We start from the raw sequence: 19907 nt of genomic DNA on the forward strand, positions 1-19907 counted from the left end.
GCACGTGATTCCAGTAACAGGAGTTTGCCATGCATCATAATCCCCGTTTTTTAGCGCTGGTTAATGAAATTCGCTCCCGCGTCACCGAAACCGATGTGCACCAGATCAAACGTTGGCAGGATGAGGGGCGCACGTTTCATCTGATCGATGTGCGGGAAGAGAGCGAATGGGCCAAGGGCCATCTGCCTGGCGCCCTCTATCTGGGGCGTGGCGTGATTGAACGGGATATCGAGACCCGTTTTCCCGATCCCGACACCGAACTTTATCTCTATTGCGGCGGCGGTTTTCGCTCGATTCTGGCGGCAGATAATCTGCAACAGATGGGTTATCGCCACGTGATCAGTGTTGACGGCGGCTTTCGCGGCTGGTGTGATGCCGGATACCCTGTCGAATCCTGATTTATTTGAGGGAGAGGGTCACAGCTACATGACAAAGTGGCAGTTGACCTTTACCATATGCGGGGTCAAGCGTAAGCGTCGGAGTGTTCATTGAACGTCAGGAAAGGGATTGGATACCTCCTTGGTATCCTGTTGCTGCTCCCCATGTGGGGTTGCAGCAGTAGCAGTCAGGTTAACACCCCTAAGGTTCCCAAACCGCAGCCTGCTTCACTGGTATTGGCGACCCCCCTGCAGGTCTCCTACCAAAGCGAGTTGGCATTGGCGCGACTCGGGCAGATGCTTAGCGAAATGGAGTTGACCACCGAACAGCGGGCTGAGCTCTTCTACGAGCGTGCTGTCGTGTTCGATCGCGTCGGGTTGCGTTCTCTGGCGAGGCTGGATTTCAACCGGGCGCTGCGTGAGAAACCGGATTTTGCCGAAGCCTATAACTTCATCGGTGTCTATCTGGTGCAACAGCAGAATTATGATGAGGCCTATGAGGCATTCGATTCGGCGCTCGAACTGGCGCCCGATTATGACTATGCCTACCTGAACCGTGGCATCGCGCTCTATTACGGTAACCGTCCCGAGCTGGCCGCCGCGGATATGAAACGCTTCTACGAGGCGCAGCCGGAAGATCCCTACCGGGTGATCTGGCTCTATCTGGCCGAGCAGAAGCTCGATTCATCAGCCGCCATGAGCCGGATGCGCGAGCGGCTCAACAAGTACGATGACGATGCCTGGAACTGGGATCTGGTGCGCCTCTATACCGGTGAAATCAACGCTTCGCAGTTGATGGGCAATGTGGTTAAAGGGGTTAAGGATAACCGGGAGCTGGCCGAGCGCCTTTGCGAAACCTATTTCTACATGGGCAAGTTCGAACTCGGCAAAGGCAACCGCAAGGAAGCTATCAGTTATTTCAAGCTGGCGCTTTCCAACAACGTCTACGACTTTATCGAGCACCGCTATGCGCTGCTGGAACTTGAGCTGATGGCGCGTAAACCCTTGCCACCGGGTGCCCAGAGTGCCCGCAACAAGAGCGATCAACCCTCCTGAACCACTGTCATATGTTGTAAAAAAGGCCTCGCGATGAGGCCTTTTTGTTGGGCGAATGGCGGGCTTATTCCACCAGGCTCATGCCGGGGATCTGGCGCCAGTAGCCGTTGCAGTCGCTCCCCTGCTGCAGGGGCAGAGGTGCCTGCCCTTGCTGATTGGCTTTGAAGCGAGCCAGCATCTCCAGCGTATCCATTCCTTGCGGTGAGAGGCGCACCACATCCACCAGACCTGCCATCCCGGCCAGATCGTTACCTAGGTTGTAGCAGTAGCCGGACTGGGTCTGGATCCCGTTGAGATTAAACACCCGCTGCCCTTCGCGGCTGTTGGCCAGGCGCCCGGTGGGGTAGTTGATGCAGGCGAGCTCGCAGTTGTCCTTGGGTTTGTCGAGGGAGCGGGCGGTGAAGCAGCGCGCCGAATAGGCGAGCGGCAGATGGCCGTAGGCAAACACTTCCACTTCGAACTGGTCGCGCAGAGGACCCAGATCCCGGTTGAGTTGGATCAGCCAGTCACGGGATAGCTCCACCGGCATCACCCAGCGTTTCATCCCCTGTTTGAGCAACATGCGCAGCACATCGGCGTTGTAGGCATTGATGGCTGGGCCGCAGACAAAGGGGATCCCCGCCTCCCAGGCGAGTTGCACCGTACCGAGATCATTGGCTTCGACCAGCAGATCGCCATTGTCGACCAGCCGCTTTACCTCTTTGAGTTCGGAGGGGGCGGAGATGAGCGCGAGAGTCGAGAGCACCACCTGTTTGCCGGAGCTCGCCACTTCGCGGGCGAGGGAGATCCAGTCATCGACTTTGAGTTCGCGTCGTTTGCTGCAGACGGTTTCACCCAGATAGACAATGTCTGCTTCGCTGTGGGTTGCTGCGCGATAAAAGGCTTCGGTATCGGCTTTGGGCCAGTAGAAGAGCAGGGGCCCGAGAGAGAATTGCATGCTGTGGGCTCCTTATTGCCACTGACGATGATAGGCGCCGAGGGTAGTCTGACTACCTTCGGAGACGCGGGCGAGCAGGGCATCCCACTCAGGTTTGACCTGATAGGCCTCGGGATTGGCCTGATAGGCGTCGATGGCGGCGCGCCAGACTCGGGTCACCTGCTCCACGTAGGCAGGGCTGCGCTGACGCCCTTCAATCTTGACCGACTGGATGCCGGTCTGGAACAGCTCTGGCAACAGGCCCAAGGTATTGAGGCTGGTCGGCTCTTCCAGCGCGTGGTAGGTCTGGCCATCCACCTCGAAGCGCCCCTTGCACAGGGTTGGATAGCCAGCATTTTCACCGGGCCCGTAGCGGTCGATCAGTACTTCGTTCAGTCGTGACTCGAGGCCGCTTGGGGTCTCTTCCCAACGGACGAACTTGGCCGGTGAGCATGCGCCGACGGTGTTGGGGCTCTCGCCCGTCATGTAGGAGGAGAGATAGCAGCGCCCCTCGGCCATGATGCAAAGGCTGCCAAAGGCGAACACTTCGAGGCCAACGTCGGTCTCGCGGGCCAACTGTTTGACCTGATGCATCGAGAGCACCCGGGGCAGCACCACCCGTTTGACATTGAATTGCTGCTGATAGAAGCGAATGGCGGCCGCATTGGTGGCACTGGCCTGCACCGAGACATGGAGTTCCATCTCGGGGTAGTGGCGGCTGGCATATTCCAACACAGCCAGATCGGCGATGATCAGGGCATCGGCGCCGAGGGCCACCCCGCGATCAACTGCCTGTTTCCATCTGGCATCGGCACCGGGGTGGGCGAAGGTGTTGATGGCAATATGCAGCTTGCGACCATGTTGATGCACATAATCCACCGCCTTTTCCAGTTTGCTGTCGGTAAAGTTGAGACCGGCAAAGTGGCGGGCATTGGTGTCATCCTTGAAACCGATATAAACGGCATCGGCCCCGTTATCCACGGCGGTTTTCAGTGCCGGCAAACTGCCTGCCGGACAGAGTAATTCCATTGGTACGCTCCGAGAGTGCATATGAAGGGCAAACGAGCCCCGATTGTATGCAGCCACGCCCTCCCGCTTTTTGACCTGAGGCAGTTTTGTGTGGCTTTACCCTTCTTGAGGTAACTCTGCACAAGTTTGATTTCCAACAGGATCTTGCCCCTCTCCCTGTGTTTGAATGCGCAAAAAAGGAGTCTATCGTGTTTCAACAATTGCAACGCAGCCTGGTCGAACAGGCTCCGCGCTTCTTGCGCCATCCCCTCAAGCTGGTTCCCTTCAATCTGCAAAAGCAGCTGATGGAGCGTTTGCTGGCGCGGGTATTCAAGGAGGCCATCGCAGATGGCGACTTCGAGTTTCTGGCTGGCAAGTGGCTGAAAGTCGAGGTTTCTGACCTGGAAATGTGCTGGTTTATCAGTGAGCAGAGTGGTCAGCTGGTGGTGGCTCGCGAGTGTACCAAGGCCGATGTCTGTTTTAGTGGTACAACCAACGACCTGATCCTGATTGCCGGTCGCAAAGAGGATCCCGATTCACTCTTTTTCCAGCGCAAGCTGAAGATTGAAGGGGATACCGAGCTGGGCCTTGAGGTGAAAAACCTGATGGATAGTCTGGATCTCGATGGCCTGCCGAGCCTGATGAAGTATCCCCTGATGGATCTTGCCACGTTTATCGAACGTGCCCGCGCCGAGTCAACGCAGGCTCCGGTGCAGATGGCGTCGGGCGGGATCCCGTCTTAAGTGGACGGTCACGCCATGGGTATGGTGGCGATAGTGGTGTCGTGCCCAGAGACAACGGCTCGCCCATAGGCAGGGAACCAATGCCATGAGCGCCGTGGGGGCGGGTAGTTGCGCCATGATCAGCCCCAGGCCCAGCCAGATAAAGGGTTGTGCTTCGTAGAGCCACTCGGGTTGCAGCCAGCGCTTGCCAGGAAAGATGATGAGGTCGGTGCGACGGTAGCTGGAACGCATCATCCAGGTCACAGCTCCGGCGATAAACAGCATGGTGCCTGCAAACCAGAGCAGGGGCTGATCGCTTAGCATGATGATGGCAATGGCGGCCAGCAGGTAGAGGTGGGGTAGTTTCTCGTAGATAAATGGAGGGAGCATGGCGTGGTGTCTCCTGTGATGTTAACTGGATATCCTTCAAGTCTAGTGTCCTCCGGCCATTCTCTTCATGCTGGTTTGTTATACACTCGGGCGGTTTTGTTCTGAAATGGCTCGGCTTTTACGGTGCCAAAATAGCGTTCTCCTATGTTACAATTGCGCGCTATTTTTGACTGAAGATTGACTGGGCATGTTGGATCAGATTCGTATCGTTTTGGTAAACACCTCTCATACCGGCAACATGGGGTCTGCGGCGCGAGCCATGAAGACCATGGGGTTGACCCAAATGGTTCTGGTTGATCCGCAAGCTATGCCGGATGACAACGCTTTTGCCCTGGCGGCAGGTGCCAGCGATGTGCTTGCCAATGCCCGCATTGTGCCGACCCTCGATGAGGCCATTGCCGATTGCGGCCTGGTGATTGGTACCAGTGCCCGCTCCCGTACCCTGAGCTGGCCCATGCTCGACCCCCGTGAAGCGGGTGAAAAATCGGTGGTCGAGGGGATGAAGCACCCGGTTGCGCTGGTGTTTGGCCGTGAACGTACCGGCCTTACCAACGACGAGCTGCAAAAGTGCCACTACCACGTAGCCATTCCGGCCAATCCTGATTACAGCTCCCTCAATCTGGCCATGGCGGTGCAGACCCTCTGCTACGAAGTGCGGATGCGCTGGCTGCAAGAGCAGGCTGCCGAGCCTGAAGATGAGATAGCCTATCCGAGTGCAGCCCAGCTGGAAGGGTTTTATCAGCATCTGGAGCAAACCCTGCTGAAGACCGGTTTTATTGCTGATGACCATCCGGGCCATGTAATGAGCAAGTTGCGTCGATTGTTCAATCGGGCGCGGCCAGAGGTGGCGGAGCTCAACATTTTACGGGGCATTTTGACCTCGGTAGTGAAGTCGAGAGTACCTGATTAACCCGACTGATTTACTCAACCATATACTTGACTGAATTTGTCGGGTATGTGACCATGTGCCCCATTAAATTGCTTCGCAAGACGGTAAGGCACATGAGACTGACTTCAAAAGGACGTTACGCTGTAACCGCCATGCTCGACGTGGCGCTGCATGCAGAGCAGGGGCCTGTCCCCCTTGCCGATATTTCCGAGCGCCAGGGCATCTCCTTGTCCTATCTCGAGCAGTTGTTTGCCCGCCTGCGCAAGCATGGTCTGGTGAGCAGTGTGCGTGGCCCGGGTGGTGGTTATCGCCTCGGTCTGGCCCCTGACGAGATCTCGGTCGGTCAGGTGATCACCGCAGTGGATGAGTCGGTCGATGCCACCAAGTGTCTCGGCAAGGGCGGCTGCCACGGCGGTACCCAGTGCCTGACTCACTCCCTGTGGCGTGACTTGAGCGAGCGGATCTCCAGTTTCCTTGGGGATATCACCCTGGCTGAACTGGTTCGCCAGGCCGATGTGCGCCGGATTGCCGGCAAGCAAGATGAACAGATGAAAACCGTGTTGTCCCTGGTTGAACGGGCTGAACACGGCGATGTGAGCTTGAAAGTCCAACTATAAACAAACGTGCTTTCCACAGCGGGGCGTGTATGACCCGGACTGTGACGGAGAAAAACATGAAACTGCCTATTTACCTTGATTATTCGGCAACCTGTCCGGTGGACCCGCGTGTCGCAGAAAAAATGATGCAGTGTCTCACCATGGATGGCCTGTTTGGCAATCCGGCTTCCCGTTCTCACCGTTTTGGCTGGCAAGCCGAAGAGGCGGTAGATCTGGCCCGTAATCAAGTGGCAGAGCTGATAGGCGCTGATCCGCGCGAGATCGTCTTCACCTCCGGGGCGACCGAGTCCGACAACCTGGCCATCAAAGGCGTTGCCCACTTCTACGCCAGCAAGGGCAAGCACATCATCACCTCCAAAACCGAGCACAAAGCGGTACTCGATACCTGCCGTCAGCTGGAGCGTGAAGGCTTTGAAGTAACTTACCTTGAGCCGATGCCCAACGGCCTGTTTACCCTCGAGATGATTGAAAACGCCATGCGTGATGACACCATTCTGGTGAGCATGATGCACGTGAACAACGAGATTGGCGTGATCCAGGATATCAAAGGTCTTGGCGAACTGTGCCGCTCCCGCAAAGTGCTGCTGCACGTCGATGCCGCCCAGAGTGTTGGCAAGGTCGAGATCGATGTTGAAGCGATGAAGATTGACCTGCTCTCTCTCTCCGCTCACAAAATTTATGGCCCGAAAGGGATCGGTGCACTCTATGTTCGCCGCAAACCGCGGGTGCGTATCGAGGCCCAGATGCACGGTGGTGGTCACGAGCGCGGCATGCGTTCCGGTACCCTGCCTACTCACCAGATCGTTGGTATGGGTGAAGCCTTCCGCATTGCCAAGGAAGAGATGGCAAGCGAGCACGATCGTGTAATGACCTTGCGTCAGCGTCTGTGGGATGGCCTGAAAGATATCGAAGCCGTTTACCTCAACGGTGATCTGGAGCAGCGCGTCTCCGGCAACCTTAATGTCAGCTTTGCCTATGTTGAAGGGGAATCCCTCATCATGGCGTTGAAGGATCTGGCGGTCTCCTCCGGTTCAGCCTGTACCTCCGCCAGCCTGGAACCCTCCTATGTGCTTCGCGCACTGGGCCTGAATGACGAGCTGGCGCACAGCTCTATCCGTTTCAGCATTGGTCGTTTTACCACCGAAGAAGAGATTGACTACGCGGTCAAACTTATTCGTGACTCCATCGGTCGTCTGCGCGAGATGTCCCCCCTGTGGGAGATGTACAAGGACGGCGTCGATCTGAACTCGGTCGAATGGGCTCATCACTGATCCTTCGGATCAGTGAGCAACAGAATTAGCAGGAGTTTGATATGGCTTACAGTGAAAAAGTAATCGACCACTACGAGAATCCGCGCAACGTCGGTGGTTTCGACAAGAATGATCCCAGCATCGCGACCGGCATGGTCGGTGCGCCGGCTTGTGGCGACGTGATGAAGCTGCAGCTGAAGATCAGCGAAGAGGGCATCATCGAAGATGCCAAGTTCAAGACCTATGGCTGTGGCTCTGCTATCGCTTCCAGCTCGCTGGTGACCGAGTGGGTCAAGGGTAAAACGCTGGACGAAGCGGCCGGTATCAAGAACACCGATATCGCCGAAGAGCTGGCTCTGCCGCCGGTTAAGATCCACTGCTCCATTCTGGCCGAGGATGCCATCAAGGCCGCCATCGCCGATTACAAGCAGAAGAAAGGTCTCTAAGCGCCGGAGAGCAGTATGGCTATTACCATGACAGATGCCGCCGCGGCACGGGTTTCCTCTTTTCTGGCCAACCGGGGCAAGGGCATCGGCCTGCGCCTTGGCGTCAAGACCACCGGCTGCTCCGGCCTTGCCTATGTACTTGAGTTCGTTGATGAACTGACCGACGAAGATCAGGTATTCGAGCAGCAGGGCGTCAAGATTATTGTCGATGCCAAGAGCCTGATCCATCTGGATGGCACCGAGCTGGATTTCGCCAAAGAGGGCCTCAACGAGGGCTTCAAGTTCAACAACCCGAATGCCAAGGGCGAATGTGGTTGTGGCGAAAGTTTCAGTGTCTAACAGGTGGGGCACTGAGTGTGTCCTGCCGGTTGAACTGGCCGTCAGCGGCCAGTTCAACAATGCTATCTACAGCACTTGAACGTGTTGTGGTGGCGAACGTTTCCAAGAGGTTTGCATGAACCATTTCGAGCTGTTTGGGCTGGTTGAAGGCTTCGAGCTCGATACCCGTCAGTTGGCTGATACCTACCGCCAGCTGCAAACCCAATTCCATCCTGATCGTTTTGCCACGGCGCCCGAACGGGAGCAGCTGGCCGCGGTGCAGCGTGCCGCCCAGATCAACGAAGCATTCACTACCCTCAAGGCGCCGTTGCGTCGTGCCGAATACCTGCTTTCCCTGCGCGGTACCGATATTCGCGGTGAGCAGCAGACTCTGCAAGATACCACCTTTCTGATGCAGCAACTGGAGTGGCGCGAACGTCTGGCGGATCTGAAAGATGACGCTGACCCTGAGCGCGCCATCAAGGATTTTCGCAGTGAGATCAGGCATGATCACCAGTTGTTGATGCAGCAGCTGACCGAGTCTCTTGCCGCCGGTAAAGATCTCGTTGCCGCTGATTGCGTTCGCAAACTCAAGTTTGTCGACAAGCTCCTTGAAGAGCTGGAACGATTCGAAGACTCGTTGCTCGAGTCTTGATCCTTTAACGCTGGAAGTTTCATTACCCATGGCATTACTGCAAATCGCCGAACCCGGCCAGAGCGCTGTTCCTCATCAGCACAAACGTGCCGTTGGCATCGATCTCGGCACCACCAACTCTCTCGTCGCTGCGGTGCGCAGCGGTCACGCTGACACCCTTTGCGATGAGCAAGGGCGCGACCTGCTCCCGTCGGTGGTGCACTATCTGAGTGACTCCATTCGCGTGGGGATTGATGCCAAGCGCGAAGCGGCACTCGATCCTCACAACACCATCGTCTCGGTTAAACGGATGATGGGCAAGGCGCTGGCCGATATAGACACTCGCCAGCAACCCTATGAATTCGTGGCCGCTGACAATGGTATGCCGCAGTTGCAAACCCGTCAGGGGCTGGTCAATCCGGTCCAGGTCTCGGCCGAAATTCTCAAAAAACTGGCCGAGCGTGGCGCGGCTTCATTGGGTGGCGAGCTGGATGGCGTGGTCATTACCGTTCCCGCTTACTTCGATGATGCCCAGCGTCAGGGCACCAAGGATGCAGCCCGCCTGGCTGGCCTGCATGTGCTGCGTCTGCTCAATGAGCCTACTGCGGCTGCTATTGCCTATGGTCTCGACTCCGGTCAGGAAGGGGTGATCGCAGTTTACGATCTGGGTGGCGGAACCTTCGATATCTCCATCCTGCGTCTGCATCGCGGCGTTTTTGAAGTGATGGCCACCGGCGGTGATTCGGCCCTCGGCGGCGATGATTTCGATCACCTGCTGGCGGACTGGATCAAGGAGCAGGCGGGTCTCTCTGGCGATCTGGATGCCCATCTGCAGCGCGAACTGCTGGATGTGGCCGCAGCCGTCAAACATGGTCTGACCGATGCCGAGCAGGTGGTTTGCACCTTTGCCGATTGGCAGGGCTGTGTGACCCGCAGTCTGTTTGATCAACTCATCACCCCGCTGGTGAAACGGACCTTGCTGGCTTGTCGCCGTGCCCTGCGCGATGCCGGTCTCGAGCAGGTGGAAGTACTGGAAGTGGTGATGGTTGGTGGCTCCACCCGAGTGCCGTTGGTACGCGAGTTGGTCGGCGAGTTCTTCCAGCGCATGCCGCTCACCAGCATCGATCCCGACAAGGTAGTGGCCATCGGCGCAGCCATTCAGGCCGACATCCTGGTGGGCAATAAGCCCGATGCCGAGATGCTGCTGTTGGACGTTATCCCCCTGTCGCTGGGGCTGGAGACCATGGGTGGCCTCGCCGAGAAGGTGATCCCGCGCAACACCACCATTCCGGTGGCTCGCGCCCAGGAGTTCACTACCTTCAAGGATGGTCAGACCGCCATGGCCATCCACGTGGTACAGGGCGAGCGCGAACTGGTCGCCGATTGCCGCTCCTTGGCCCGCTTTACCCTGACCGGCATTCCGCCGATGGCCGCTGGTGCTGCCCATATTCGCGTCACCTTCCAGGTGGATGCGGATGGTCTGCTGTCGGTGAGTGCCATGGAGAAGTCCTCCGGTGTGCAGGCCGAGATCCAGGTCAAGCCCTCCTACGGGCTGGCAGAGCAGGATATTCTCAGCATGCTGAGTGCCTCCATCGAGAATGCCCAGCAGGATATGGATGCCCGCATGCTGGCAGAGCAGCAGGTTGAAGCCGATCGGGTGGTCGAGAGCCTCAATGCAGCGTTGGCCGCCGATGGCGATGAGCTGTTGAACGCGGCCGAACGTGCCGAGATCGATGGTGCCATTGCCCACTTGCTGACCATGCGCAACACAGGGTCAACCAATCAAATCAAAGAAGCCATTGAGGCGGCGGATGCTGTCAGTGGCGAGTTTGCAGCCCGTCGGATGGATGCCTCCATCCGCAAGGTGCTGACCGGACAAAACGTCAACAAGGTGTAATATGCCAAAACTGATCATTCTTCCTCATCCCGTACTCTGTCCGGATGGCGTCGCCCTCGAGGGGCAAAGTGGCGAAACCATTCTGGATGTCGCGCTGCGCAACGGTATCGAGATCGAGCACGCCTGCGAGAAGTCCTGTGCCTGCACCACCTGTCACTGCGTGGTGCGTGAAGGTTTCGACTCCCTCGAGCCGAGCGATGAGCTGGAAGACGACATGCTGGACAAGGCGTGGGGGTTGGAGCCGGAATCTCGCCTCAGTTGCCAGGCCAGATTGGCGGACGAGGATCTGGTGGTGGAGCTGCCCAAGTACACCCTGAACCTCGCCTCTGAACGCCATTAATTAGAGATGAGTGAATCGCACATGCAGCATCCAGTGGTGCTTCAGTGATATGGTTGAAGGCCGTGACCCCCAAGGGGCACGGCCTTTTTTGTATTCGTTATTTTCTCTTTGCCAACAAGCTCTTTCCCATAAAGAGAGCTGATAAATAGTGCCAATAAAAAGGAAGCAAGAAACGATGGCTGACATGATGAAGGTAGCATTATCCACCCAGGCTGCTGCTGCTCACTGGGGCGAAGGGGCCCTGCTCAGTTTTAATGGCGATGAGGCCAGCATTCACCTCAATGCTCTCTGTCAGGAGAAGGATGCTCTGCGCTCGGTGCAGCGTGCCGCTCGTCGTCTCGAATCTACCGGGATCAAGGGCGTGAAACTGGTCGGTGAGGGTTGGGATCTGGAGCGTCGTTACGCGTTCGCTCAGGGTTTCTACGCCGCCAAGGGAGCCCGTGAACTGGACTTCGGTGCTCAGAACGAGTCTGATGCCAGCGAACTGGATGCGCTGCTCAAGGCGGCCCGCTGGGTACGGGATATCACCAATGGTTGCCCGGAAGAGATCTACCCCATGAGTCTGGCGGAATCTGCGCTGTTGCTCATTCGTGGTCTGGCTGGCGATCAGGTCACTGCCCGCATCACCGCCGGTGAAGCGCTGCGCGAGTCGGGTCATATCGGGATCTGGTCGGTCGGCCGTGGCAGCGAGCGCGAGCCGGTGCTGCTGGAGCTCGACTACAACCCGACCGGTGATCGCAATGCGCCCGTGGTGGCGGCGCTGGTGGGCAAGGGGATCACCTTCGACTCCGGTGGCTACTCCATGAAGTCCTCTGACAACATGCTGCCGATGAAGTCCGACATGGGTGGCGCCGCCATGGTCACCGGCGCGCTGGCGCTGGCTATCAGCCGAGGTCTTAAGCAACGGGTTAAGCTCATTCTCTGCTGCGCCGAGAATCTGGTCTCCGGTCACGCCTTCAAGCTGGGCGACATCCTTACCTACAAGAATGGTGTCTCGGTCGAGATCCAGAACACCGATGCGGAAGGACGCCTGGTGCTGGCCGATGGCCTGATGGCGGCTTCCGACAGCGGCGCGGCTTATATCCTTGACGCTGCGACCCTGACCGGGGCCGCCAAGATGGCGTTGGGCCGTGACTACAACGCGGTGTTTGCCCTCGATGAGGCCGAACAGCAGCGTGCGCTGGCCGCAGCCAAGCAGGAAAACGAGCAAGCGTGGGCGCTGCCGCTGGAACCCTGGCATGCCAGCCAGCTCACCTCGGCCTTTGCCGATCTGGGCAACGTCGCTTCCGCCGAAGGCACCGCCGGTGCAACCACGGCAGCTGCGTTCCTCTCCCGCTTCGTGCGCGATGAGGGCAAGGGGTGGGTGCACCTGGATCTGGCGGCCTCCTATCAGAAATCGGGCAACGATCTGTGGGCAACCGGCGCCAAGGGTCACGGTCTGCGCACCATCGCACGCTGGCTGCAGGAGGTGACTGCATGAATGTCTGGTTAAGTCGTGAATTTGCACCGGCCGAGTGGGGGGAGGGGGCACTGCTTTCGCACCGCGCCGATGGCATGGTGATCCACCTGGTGACGGCCAATCCGCTGCTCGATATTCAACAAGCAGCACGTCGTCTCTGCCAGCAGGGGATCCAGAAAGTGACCCTGATGGGCCACTGGGAGCGTGAGCAACAGTGGGCCTTCGCCCAGGGGCTGCAGACGCCCAAGGTTGAAGTGCAACTGCAGTGGGCCATGTCTTCGGAAGAGGATCGGGAGGAGCTGGAAGCGCGCTGGCTCTGTGGTCGCTGGGTGCGCGAGATGACCAATGCGACTCCGGAGCAACTGGGGCCGCTGGAGCTGGCGGTTGAAGCCGCCTCTTTTATTACCGAGTTGGCACCGGACAAGGTGAGTCACCGCATTTTGAAAGGTGAAGCGCTGCAACAAGCGGGTTGGGTCGGTCTTTATCAGGTCGGCCGTGGCAGTGAGCGCGAGCCGGTGCTGCTGGAGCTCGATTTCAATCCGGGACGGGATCCCAAAGCCCCGGTGGCGGCGGCACTGGTGGGCAAGGGGATCACCTTTGATTCGGGCGGTTACTCCATGAAGAGCTCCGAGGGGATGCTCACCATGAAGTGTGACATGGGTGGCGCCGCCATCGTCACCGGTGCACTGGCGTTGGCCATGCTGCGCGGGCTCGACAAGCGGGTGAAGCTGATCCTCTGTTGCGCCGAGAACCTGGTCTCTGGCCATGCTTACAAGCTGGGCGACATTCTTACCTACAAGAACGGTACCACGGTCGAGATCGTCAATACTGACGCCGAGGGGCGGCTGGTACTGGCCGATGGCCTGCAACTGGCCAGTGACAGCGGCGCGCCGATCATTATCGATGCTGCGACTCTGACTGGCGCTGCGGTGATGGCGCTGGGTGGTCGCTACAACGCCCTGTTCGGTCTTGATAAAGGGTTGGTCAGCCGGGCCATGACCTATGCCGATGCAGAGCAGGAACCGGCCTGGCCACTGCCGCTGGAACCCTGGCATCGTCAGCAGTGCCCCTCCCATTACGCCGACACGGCCAACAGTCGTCCGCTGAAGGGGGGCGGGCCGGGTGGCGCTTCCAATGCGGCGGGTTTCCTCTCCCGTTTCGTTGCCAATGAGGGGATGGGCTGGCTGCATATCGATCTGGCGGCCTGCTTCTGTGACAACGGTGATGCCCTCTGGGCTCCGGGGGCCAACACCCTGGGGATGCGGACTATTGCGCGCGCCCTGCTGGCGGAGGCCAGATAAGTGAGACAAGGCACCTTCGGGTGCCTTTTTTCTGGCGCTCAAAAAATGAGCAAAATATGCAGTTTTGGCGGTTTAGGGGAGTTATCGTGCGCAAGCGCACATATTTTCCGGCTCTGCTCGGCCAAGATGAGTACGAATGTTGATTGCAAGGATGCTGCGTTTAATAAAAAGTTGCTATTTTGTGTGTTTTTCCGGTTTTTGTTTACGTATAATCGCCAGCGAACATGGATTTTAACAATAAAACTCTGTAGTTAAGGAAAGATATCAATGGCCATCGAACGTACTTTCTCTATCGTCAAACCGGATGCCGTCAGCAAGAACCTGATCGGTGAGATCTATCACCGTATGGAAAGCGCTGGCCTGACCATTGTTGCTGCTAAAATGCTGCGTCTGACCAGCGAGCAAGCTGCCGGTTTCTACGCCGAACATCAAGGCCGTCCTTTCTATGATGCGCTGGTGACCTTTATGACTTCCGGTCCGGTCATGATTCAGGTACTGGAAGGGGAAAATGCCGTTCAGCGTTACCGCGATCTGATGGGATTGACCAATCCTGAGCAAGCGCTGGCCGGTACCCTGCGTGCCTGCTATGGCGAGAGTATCGACCGCAACGCGGTGCACGGTGCGGACAGCTTTGCCTCTGCCCAGCGTGAGATCGCCTACTTCTTCAATGAGAGCGAGCTCTGCTCTCGCGATTGATCACTCGCTTGATCTCTGCAAGGGAGCCTCGGCTCCCTTTGTTGTTTTCGCCAATCATTCAATATCCCTCTATTCTCCAGGTGGAAAGCCAGACCCATTATTTGTACAATGCCGCCCCCTGACGTCGTCAGCCAATAATTGATGAAGTGTTTGAACTGAGGCCATTGATGAGCGAAACAAAAATCAACCTGCTGGATCTTGATCGGGATGCCATGCGTGCCTTTTTCGTCGAACTGGGCGAGAAGCCATTCCGGGCAGATCAGGTCATGAAGTGGATCTATCACTTTGGGTGTGATGATTTCGATCAGATGACCAACGTCAACAAGGTGCTCAAGGAGCGCCTCAAGGCTATCGCCGAGATCAAGGCGCCCGAGATCAGCCGCGAGCAGCGCTCTGCCGATGGCACAATCAAGTGGGCCCTGCAGGTGGGTGATCAGGAAGTAGAGACCGTCTATATCCCTGAAGATGATCGGGCGACGCTCTGCGTCTCCTCCCAGGTGGGCTGTGCCCTGGAGTGCAAGTTCTGCTCTACCGCCCAACAAGGCTTTAACCGCAATCTGAAAGTCTCCGAGATCATCGGTCAGGTGTGGCGTGCTGCCCGTGTGGTCGGTGGCAAGCGTCCCATCACCAACGTGGTGATGATGGGGATGGGCGAACCGCTGCTCAACCTCGCCAACGTGGTGCCCGCCATGCGTCTGATGATGGATGACTACGGTTTTGGCATCTCCAAGCGTCGGGTGACTATCTCCACCTCTGGCGTGGTACCGGCGCTGGACAAGCTGGGCGACCAGATCGACGTGGCGCTGGCCATCTCCCTGCATGCACCGAACGACAAGCTGCGCTCCGAGATCATGCCGATCAACGACAAGTACAACATCGAGGAGTTCCTCGCCGGTGTCCGTCGTTACCTCGAGAAGTCCAATGCCAACGGTGGTCGGGTGACCGTCGAGTATGTGCTGCTCGATCATATCAATGACGATATGCAGCATGCTCATGAGCTAGCCAAGGTGCTCAAGGATACCCCGAGCAAGATCAACCTGATCCCGTTCAACCCCTTCCCGGGCAACCCTTACGGCAAGCCGAGCAACAGCCGTATCGATCGCTTCTCCAAGGTGTTGATGGAGTACGGTTTTACCGTGATTGTGCGCAAGACCCGTGGCGATGACATCGACGCCGCCTGTGGCCAGCTGGTGGGGGACGTGATTGACCGTACCAAGCGAACTATCAAAAATCGGATGCAACAGGATGGGATTTCCGTCAAAATGGTTTAAATGCTAAGCCATTGTATAGACAGGGAATGGATACACGTACATTGATCGTAGTGGCAGCGCTCTGTGCGCTGCCAGGCTGTGTGACCGAGACCACTTACGCTGGCCAGAACTCGACTCAGCGTGAAGTGGGCCCCGACCTTAAGGCGGCTGCCCAAACCCGCCTCGACTTGGGTATTCAGTACCTGCGTCAGGGCAATGCCGAGCAGGCCAAGTTCAATCTTGACCGCGCCCTCCAGTATGATCCCTCCAACCCCCAGGTTCAGATCGGTTTTGCCTACTTTTACCAGAAGGTAGGAGATTTCAAGGCGGCTGAGACCTATTACAAAAATGCCTTGGCCATGGATCCGTCCAATGCTGACGCAATGAACAACTACGGGGCCTTTCTCTGTGATCGCGGACGCTATGCCGAGGCAGATCAGGCGTTCAACCAGGCGGTTGTTCAGCCAGGCTACGTAAAAATTGCTGATACCTATGAAAATGCGGCACTTTGCGCTCAGCAAAATCATAGAAATGATAAAGCAAGCGAGTACTATCGCTTGGCCTTGGGGTATAATCCCCGCAATCCAAGGTTATTGCTGGACTTGGCTGAGCTTTCCATGAAAGATGGCAAGCTGCCTGATGTACAGTCCTACCTCGCCCGTTTTGCCGATGTGGCAGACGAGAACGAGGACAGTCTCTGGTTGAGGCTGCGGCTGGCGCAGGCGATGGACAAGCCGGCATTACTTCACCAATTTGGGACTGAGCTGGTAAGGCAATATCCCACTTCGCAACAAGCCAAGCGTTATTTAGCCAATGACTATTGAACAGCAACACGATTTCCAAGACGACTCTCAGGCAGTAGGCCCAGGCCAATTGCTGCGCAACGCCCGCGAACAGCTTGGCTGGACACGAGAACAGGTTGCGTCCCGCATTCACCTTCGTCTGACCCTGATCGCCGCTATCGAATCGGATTCCTACGACAAGCACACGTCCCATACCTTTATCCGGGGCTATTTGCGCACCTATGCCAAGTTGGTGGGGATCTCCGAAGAGACTATTCTGGCCGCTTACGACAAGCTGGGGCTGACTCCCCCCGACAATATCGACATGCAAAGCTTCTCCCGTCGTTCCCGCCAGCAAGCCAACGACAGTCGGCTCAAGGTAGTGACTTGGCTGGTGATCCTGGTGTTGATTGCGCTCTCGGTCGCCTGGTGGTGGCAGAGTACTGCCCGTCGTTCCGCCGGTGATGAAGCGTTGGCTGCTACCGAGATGAGTGCTACCAGTTCGACACCGGCTGCGCCCGCTATCACGCCGCCTGATGCCATCAACACAGATCCGGTGGAAGGGGCTGCCATTGCACCTGCCGCCACTGATGTAACTGCCCCTGCGGTAGTCTCTGACGCGACGGGTACCCTCGCCCCAGCCTCTGCTGCCGTGGCCCTGACCGATGTCAGTGCTGCAGTCGGCACAGCCACTGCTGTTGCGGCATCCGGAGCCAATGGCACCCAATCTGAAGAGGCTGTCGTTGACCCGGCGACTGCGCCGCAACTGAAGATGAGCTTCACCGCCGATTGCTGGCTGGACGTGAAGGATGCCAACGGCAAGACCCTGTTCAGTGGTCTGAAGAAGGCCAATGACGAGCTGGTGCTGGAAGGTGCCGAGCCCCTGAAGTTCATCGTTGGCGCGCCGATGGCCGTCAAGCTTGACTACAAGGGCAAGTCGTTTGATATGAGCCGTTACAACAACGGTCGTACAGCCCGCTTCTCACTGCCGCAGGAGTAACCTGTTTCCCATGTCTGTTCACGAAAAGTCATCTCACGAATCTCCTATTGTTCGTCGTAAATCCAGACAGATCATGGTGGGTAATGTACCGGTTGGGGGCGATGCCCCCATCACGGTGCAGACCATGACCAACACCAAGACCACCGATGTTGCCGCCACTGTCGAGCAGATCCAGCGGATCGAGCGGGTCGGTGCCGATATCGTCCGTGTCTCCGTGCCCACCATGGAAGCGGCGGAAGCCTTTAAGCTCATCAAACAGCAGACCCGTATTCCTATCGTTGCCGATATCCACTTCGACTATCGCATCGCCCTGAAAGTGGCCGAATACGGTGCCGATTGCCTGCGTATCAACCCGGGCAACATTGGCAATGAGCAGCGAGTGCGCTCCGTTGTCGACTGCGCACGCGACCTCAATATTCCGATCCGTATCGGGGTCAATGGTGGGTCGCTGGAGAAAGATATTCAGGAGAAGTATGGCGAGCCGACCCCGGAGGCACTGGTGGAGTCCGCCATGCGTCACGTGGAGTATCTCGATCGCCTCGATTTCCAGAACTTCAAGGTGAGCGTCAAGGCGTCCGATGTGTTCCTCGCGGTTGGCGCATATCGCCTGCTGGCCAAGCAAATCGAGCAGCCGCTCCATCTGGGCATCACCGAAGCGGGCGGTTTCCGTGCCGGTGCAGTGAAGTCAGCCATCGGTCTGGGTATGCTGCTCACCGACGGCATCGGCGATACCTTGCGCATCTCGCTGGCCGCCGATCCGGTGGAGGAGGTGAAGGTCGGTTTCGACATCCTCAAATCCCTGCGCATTCGCTCCCGTGGCATCAACTTCATCGCTTGCCCATCCTGCTCCCGTCAGGAGTTTGATGTTATTGGCACGGTCAATGCGCTGGAAGAGCGGCTTGAAGACATCATTACCCCGATGGATGTCTCCATCATCGGCTGTGTGGTGAATGGCCCGGGCGAAGCACTGGTCTCTGACCTTGGTCTGGCGGGTGCCGCCAACAAGAGTGCCTTCTACGAAGGGGGCCAGCGAGTAGATCGGCTCGACAACAAGGATCTCGTGCCGGTACTGGAGCGCCGTATTCGCGCCCGGGCCGCCATGATGGATCCCGCCAACCGGATCCTGGTGGACAAGGATTGAGCAAATCGGGGCCGCATTGGGCGGCCTTTTTCCCAGGTGACTGATTTATAATCCCGCATCCGGATCCCCTGATTTTACCTTGGGGGTGAAAATCTCTATAATGCGGCCAAATTTTACCTCTTTTTCTCGAGTATCAACGTGGCAAAACAGATCCAAGCTATTCGCGGTATGAATGATTGCCTGCCGGAGCAGAGCCCGGTATGGCAGAAGGTTGAACAGATCCTGCGCCAGGTCGTTGCCAGTTATGGCTATAGCGAAGTGCGCATGCCGATTGTCGAGCAGACCCATCTGTTCAAGCGCGCCATCGGTGAAGTGACCGACGTGGTCGAAAAAGAGATGTACACCTTTGAAGACCGCAATGGCGACAGCCTGAGCCTGCGTCCGGAAGGGACCGCCAGCTGCGTTCGTGCCGGTATCGAGCACGGTCTGCTTTACAACCAGGAACGCCGGATGTGGTACATGGGCCCCATGTTCCGTCACGAGCGTCCCCAGAAGGGCCGTTACCGCCAGTTCCACCAGTTCGGTGTCGAGCTGTTTGGCATCAACGGTCCGGATATTGACGCTGAATTGATCATGCTGACCCACCGCCTGTGGCGTCTGTTTGGCATCAGCGAGCATGTGACCCTGCAGCTCAACACCCTGGGCCAGAGCGCCGAGCGTGCCGCTTACCGCGATGCGCTGGTGGCCTATCTGGAGCAATACAAGGATCAGCTGGACGAAGAGAGTCAGCGCCGCATGTACAGCAACCCGTTGCGGGTGCTCGACTCCAAGGATGAAAAGGTACAGGCCATTCTGGTCGGTGCCCCGCGTCTGTTCGACCATCTGGGCGAAGAGAGCCTGGCCCACTTCGAGGGGCTCAAGCGCCTGCTCGAGTCCGCCGGTATCAAATACGAAGTCAACGAGCGTCTGGTGCGTGGCCTTGACTACTACAACCTGACCGTGTTCGAGTGGGTCACCAACAGTCTGGGTGCTCAGGGCACCGTCTGTGCCGGTGGTCGCTACGACGGTCTGGTGGAGCAGTTGGGCGGTCAACCGACCCCGGCCGTGGGCTTTGCCATGGGCATGGAGCGTCTGGTGCTGATGCTGGAGACCCTCGAGCTCAACGGTGATATCCACCCGGCGGTCGATGTCTATCTGGCGATGGTGGGCGAGGGGACCGAGCAGGCTGGCTTCCAGTTGGCCGAGCGTCTGCGTGATGCCCTGCCGGACTTGCGCCTGATGAGCCACTGCGGTGGTGGCAACTTCAAGAAACAACTCAAACGTGCCGACAAGAGCGGCGCGGCTATCGCCCTGATCCTTGGTGAAACCGAGGTGCAAAACGGGGAGATCACTATCAAATATCTGCGTGGTCAGGCCGAGCAACAGACCGTCAAGGTTGACGCCGCCATTGCCCTGCTGGCAGCCAAAGGAGAGTAAGC

Annotated in this window: 22 protein-coding genes; 19 read left to right on the top strand and 3 right to left on the bottom strand. The window is 57.7% G+C overall.

Features of this window, described 5'->3' with window-relative positions; translation table 11 throughout:
* Positions 1-29: 29 nt before the first annotated feature.
* Both ACE1BR_RS02495 and nlpI read left to right on the top strand, forming a co-directional pair.
* A complete protein-coding gene (locus ACE1BR_RS02495; protein ID WP_374867326.1) occupies positions 30-398 on the top strand; it encodes a rhodanese-like domain-containing protein in 369 nt (122 codons plus the stop codon).
* Between the two features lie 90 nt (positions 399-488).
* Positions 489-1433 (top strand): lipoprotein NlpI, encoded by a 945-nt coding sequence (gene nlpI, locus ACE1BR_RS02500; protein ID WP_374867328.1) that lies wholly within the window; start codon positions 489-491, stop codon positions 1431-1433.
* Positions 1434-1497: 64 nt separating this feature from the next.
* On the opposite strand, the gene ACE1BR_RS02505 is transcribed toward nlpI, so the two are convergent.
* Complete coding sequence (locus ACE1BR_RS02505; RefSeq protein WP_374867330.1) at positions 1498-2370, bottom strand: U32 family peptidase; 873 nt, start codon at positions 2368-2370, stop codon at positions 1498-1500.
* Positions 2371-2382: 12 nt separating this feature from the next.
* On the bottom strand, positions 2383-3378 hold the full coding sequence (locus ACE1BR_RS02510) for a peptidase U32 family protein (RefSeq protein ID WP_374867332.1): 996 nt from the start codon (positions 3376-3378) through the stop codon (positions 2383-2385).
* A gap of 188 nt (positions 3379-3566) precedes the next feature.
* On the opposite strand from ACE1BR_RS02510, the gene ACE1BR_RS02515 reads away from it, so the two are divergent.
* Positions 3567-4100 (top strand): SCP2 domain-containing protein, encoded by a 534-nt coding sequence (locus tag ACE1BR_RS02515; RefSeq protein WP_374867334.1) that lies wholly within the window; start codon positions 3567-3569, stop codon positions 4098-4100.
* Here the strand turns inward: ACE1BR_RS02515 and ACE1BR_RS02520 are convergent.
* Positions 4053-4469: a hypothetical protein gene (locus tag ACE1BR_RS02520; RefSeq protein ID WP_374867336.1), complete on the bottom strand. Its 417-nt coding sequence runs from the start codon at positions 4467-4469 to the stop codon at positions 4053-4055. The genes ACE1BR_RS02515 and ACE1BR_RS02520 overlap by 48 nt on opposite strands.
* A 187-nt stretch (positions 4470-4656) precedes the next feature.
* On the opposite strand from ACE1BR_RS02520, the gene trmJ reads away from it, so the two are divergent.
* From trmJ to hisS, 16 genes are all read left to right on the top strand, one after another.
* Positions 4657-5379: a tRNA (cytosine(32)/uridine(32)-2'-O)-methyltransferase TrmJ gene (gene trmJ / locus ACE1BR_RS02525; protein ID WP_374867338.1), complete on the top strand. Its 723-nt coding sequence runs from the start codon at positions 4657-4659 to the stop codon at positions 5377-5379.
* Positions 5380-5471: 92 nt separating this feature from the next.
* The gene (gene iscR / locus ACE1BR_RS02530) at positions 5472-5975 is read left to right on the top strand and encodes a Fe-S cluster assembly transcriptional regulator IscR (protein WP_042063444.1); all 504 of its coding nucleotides are present in this window, start codon (positions 5472-5474) and stop codon (positions 5973-5975) included.
* 56 nt (positions 5976-6031) lie between these two features.
* Positions 6032-7246: an IscS subfamily cysteine desulfurase gene (locus ACE1BR_RS02535; protein ID WP_374867340.1), complete on the top strand. Its 1215-nt coding sequence runs from the start codon at positions 6032-6034 to the stop codon at positions 7244-7246.
* A 41-nt stretch (positions 7247-7287) separates the two neighbouring features.
* The gene (iscU, locus tag ACE1BR_RS02540) at positions 7288-7671 is read left to right on the top strand and encodes a Fe-S cluster assembly scaffold IscU (RefSeq protein WP_215808181.1); all 384 of its coding nucleotides are present in this window, start codon (positions 7288-7290) and stop codon (positions 7669-7671) included.
* A 15-nt stretch (positions 7672-7686) separates the two neighbouring features.
* Entirely contained in the window at positions 7687-8010 is a 324-nt protein-coding gene (iscA, locus tag ACE1BR_RS02545; RefSeq protein ID WP_033136079.1) for an iron-sulfur cluster assembly protein IscA, read from the top strand.
* A gap of 115 nt (positions 8011-8125) precedes the next feature.
* A complete protein-coding gene (gene hscB / locus ACE1BR_RS02550; protein WP_374867343.1) occupies positions 8126-8644 on the top strand; it encodes a co-chaperone HscB in 519 nt (172 codons plus the stop codon).
* 28 nt (positions 8645-8672) lie between these two features.
* The gene (gene hscA, locus ACE1BR_RS02555; protein ID WP_374867345.1) at positions 8673-10520 is read left to right on the top strand and encodes a Fe-S protein assembly chaperone HscA; all 1848 of its coding nucleotides are present in this window, start codon (positions 8673-8675) and stop codon (positions 10518-10520) included.
* Position 10521: 1 nt separating this feature from the next.
* Entirely contained in the window at positions 10522-10860 is a 339-nt protein-coding gene (fdx, locus tag ACE1BR_RS02560; protein ID WP_374867347.1) for an ISC system 2Fe-2S type ferredoxin, read from the top strand.
* 175 nt (positions 10861-11035) lie between these two features.
* The gene (gene pepB / locus ACE1BR_RS02565) at positions 11036-12340 is read left to right on the top strand and encodes an aminopeptidase PepB (protein ID WP_374867349.1); all 1305 of its coding nucleotides are present in this window, start codon (positions 11036-11038) and stop codon (positions 12338-12340) included.
* On the top strand, positions 12337-13620 hold the full coding sequence (pepB, locus tag ACE1BR_RS02570) for an aminopeptidase PepB (protein ID WP_374867351.1): 1284 nt from the start codon (positions 12337-12339) through the stop codon (positions 13618-13620). Before pepB (ACE1BR_RS02565) ends, pepB (ACE1BR_RS02570) begins: the two co-directional genes overlap by 4 nt.
* Before the next feature lie 267 nt (positions 13621-13887).
* Positions 13888-14316 carry a nucleoside-diphosphate kinase gene (gene ndk / locus ACE1BR_RS02575; RefSeq protein WP_374867353.1) on the top strand — a complete coding sequence of 143 codons (429 nt, stop codon included), beginning with the start codon at positions 13888-13890 and terminating at the stop codon, positions 14314-14316.
* Positions 14317-14483: 167 nt separating this feature from the next.
* Positions 14484-15587, top strand: a complete 1104-nt coding sequence (locus ACE1BR_RS02580; protein WP_033136073.1) for a bifunctional tRNA (adenosine(37)-C2)-methyltransferase TrmG/ribosomal RNA large subunit methyltransferase RlmN — start codon at positions 14484-14486, stop codon at positions 15585-15587.
* Positions 15588-15598: 11 nt separating this feature from the next.
* Entirely contained in the window at positions 15599-16390 is a 792-nt protein-coding gene (gene tapF, locus ACE1BR_RS02585; RefSeq protein WP_374867355.1) for a PilW family type IVa pilus biogenesis/stability lipoprotein TapF, read from the top strand.
* A complete protein-coding gene (rodZ, locus tag ACE1BR_RS02590) occupies positions 16380-17348 on the top strand; it encodes a cytoskeleton protein RodZ (RefSeq protein ID WP_374867357.1) in 969 nt (322 codons plus the stop codon). Before tapF ends, rodZ begins: the two co-directional genes overlap by 11 nt.
* A gap of 10 nt (positions 17349-17358) precedes the next feature.
* Positions 17359-18489, top strand: coding sequence for a flavodoxin-dependent (E)-4-hydroxy-3-methylbut-2-enyl-diphosphate synthase (gene ispG / locus ACE1BR_RS02595; protein WP_374867359.1), 1131 nt, complete (start codon positions 17359-17361; stop codon positions 18487-18489).
* 138 nt (positions 18490-18627) lie between these two features.
* Positions 18628-19905, top strand: a complete 1278-nt coding sequence (gene hisS, locus ACE1BR_RS02600; protein ID WP_374867361.1) for a histidine--tRNA ligase — start codon at positions 18628-18630, stop codon at positions 19903-19905.
* Positions 19906-19907: the final 2 nt, after the last annotated feature.

This window comes from Aeromonas sp. MdU4 (genome assembly GCF_041929505.1).
Lineage (GTDB): Bacteria > Pseudomonadota > Gammaproteobacteria > Enterobacterales > Aeromonadaceae > Aeromonas.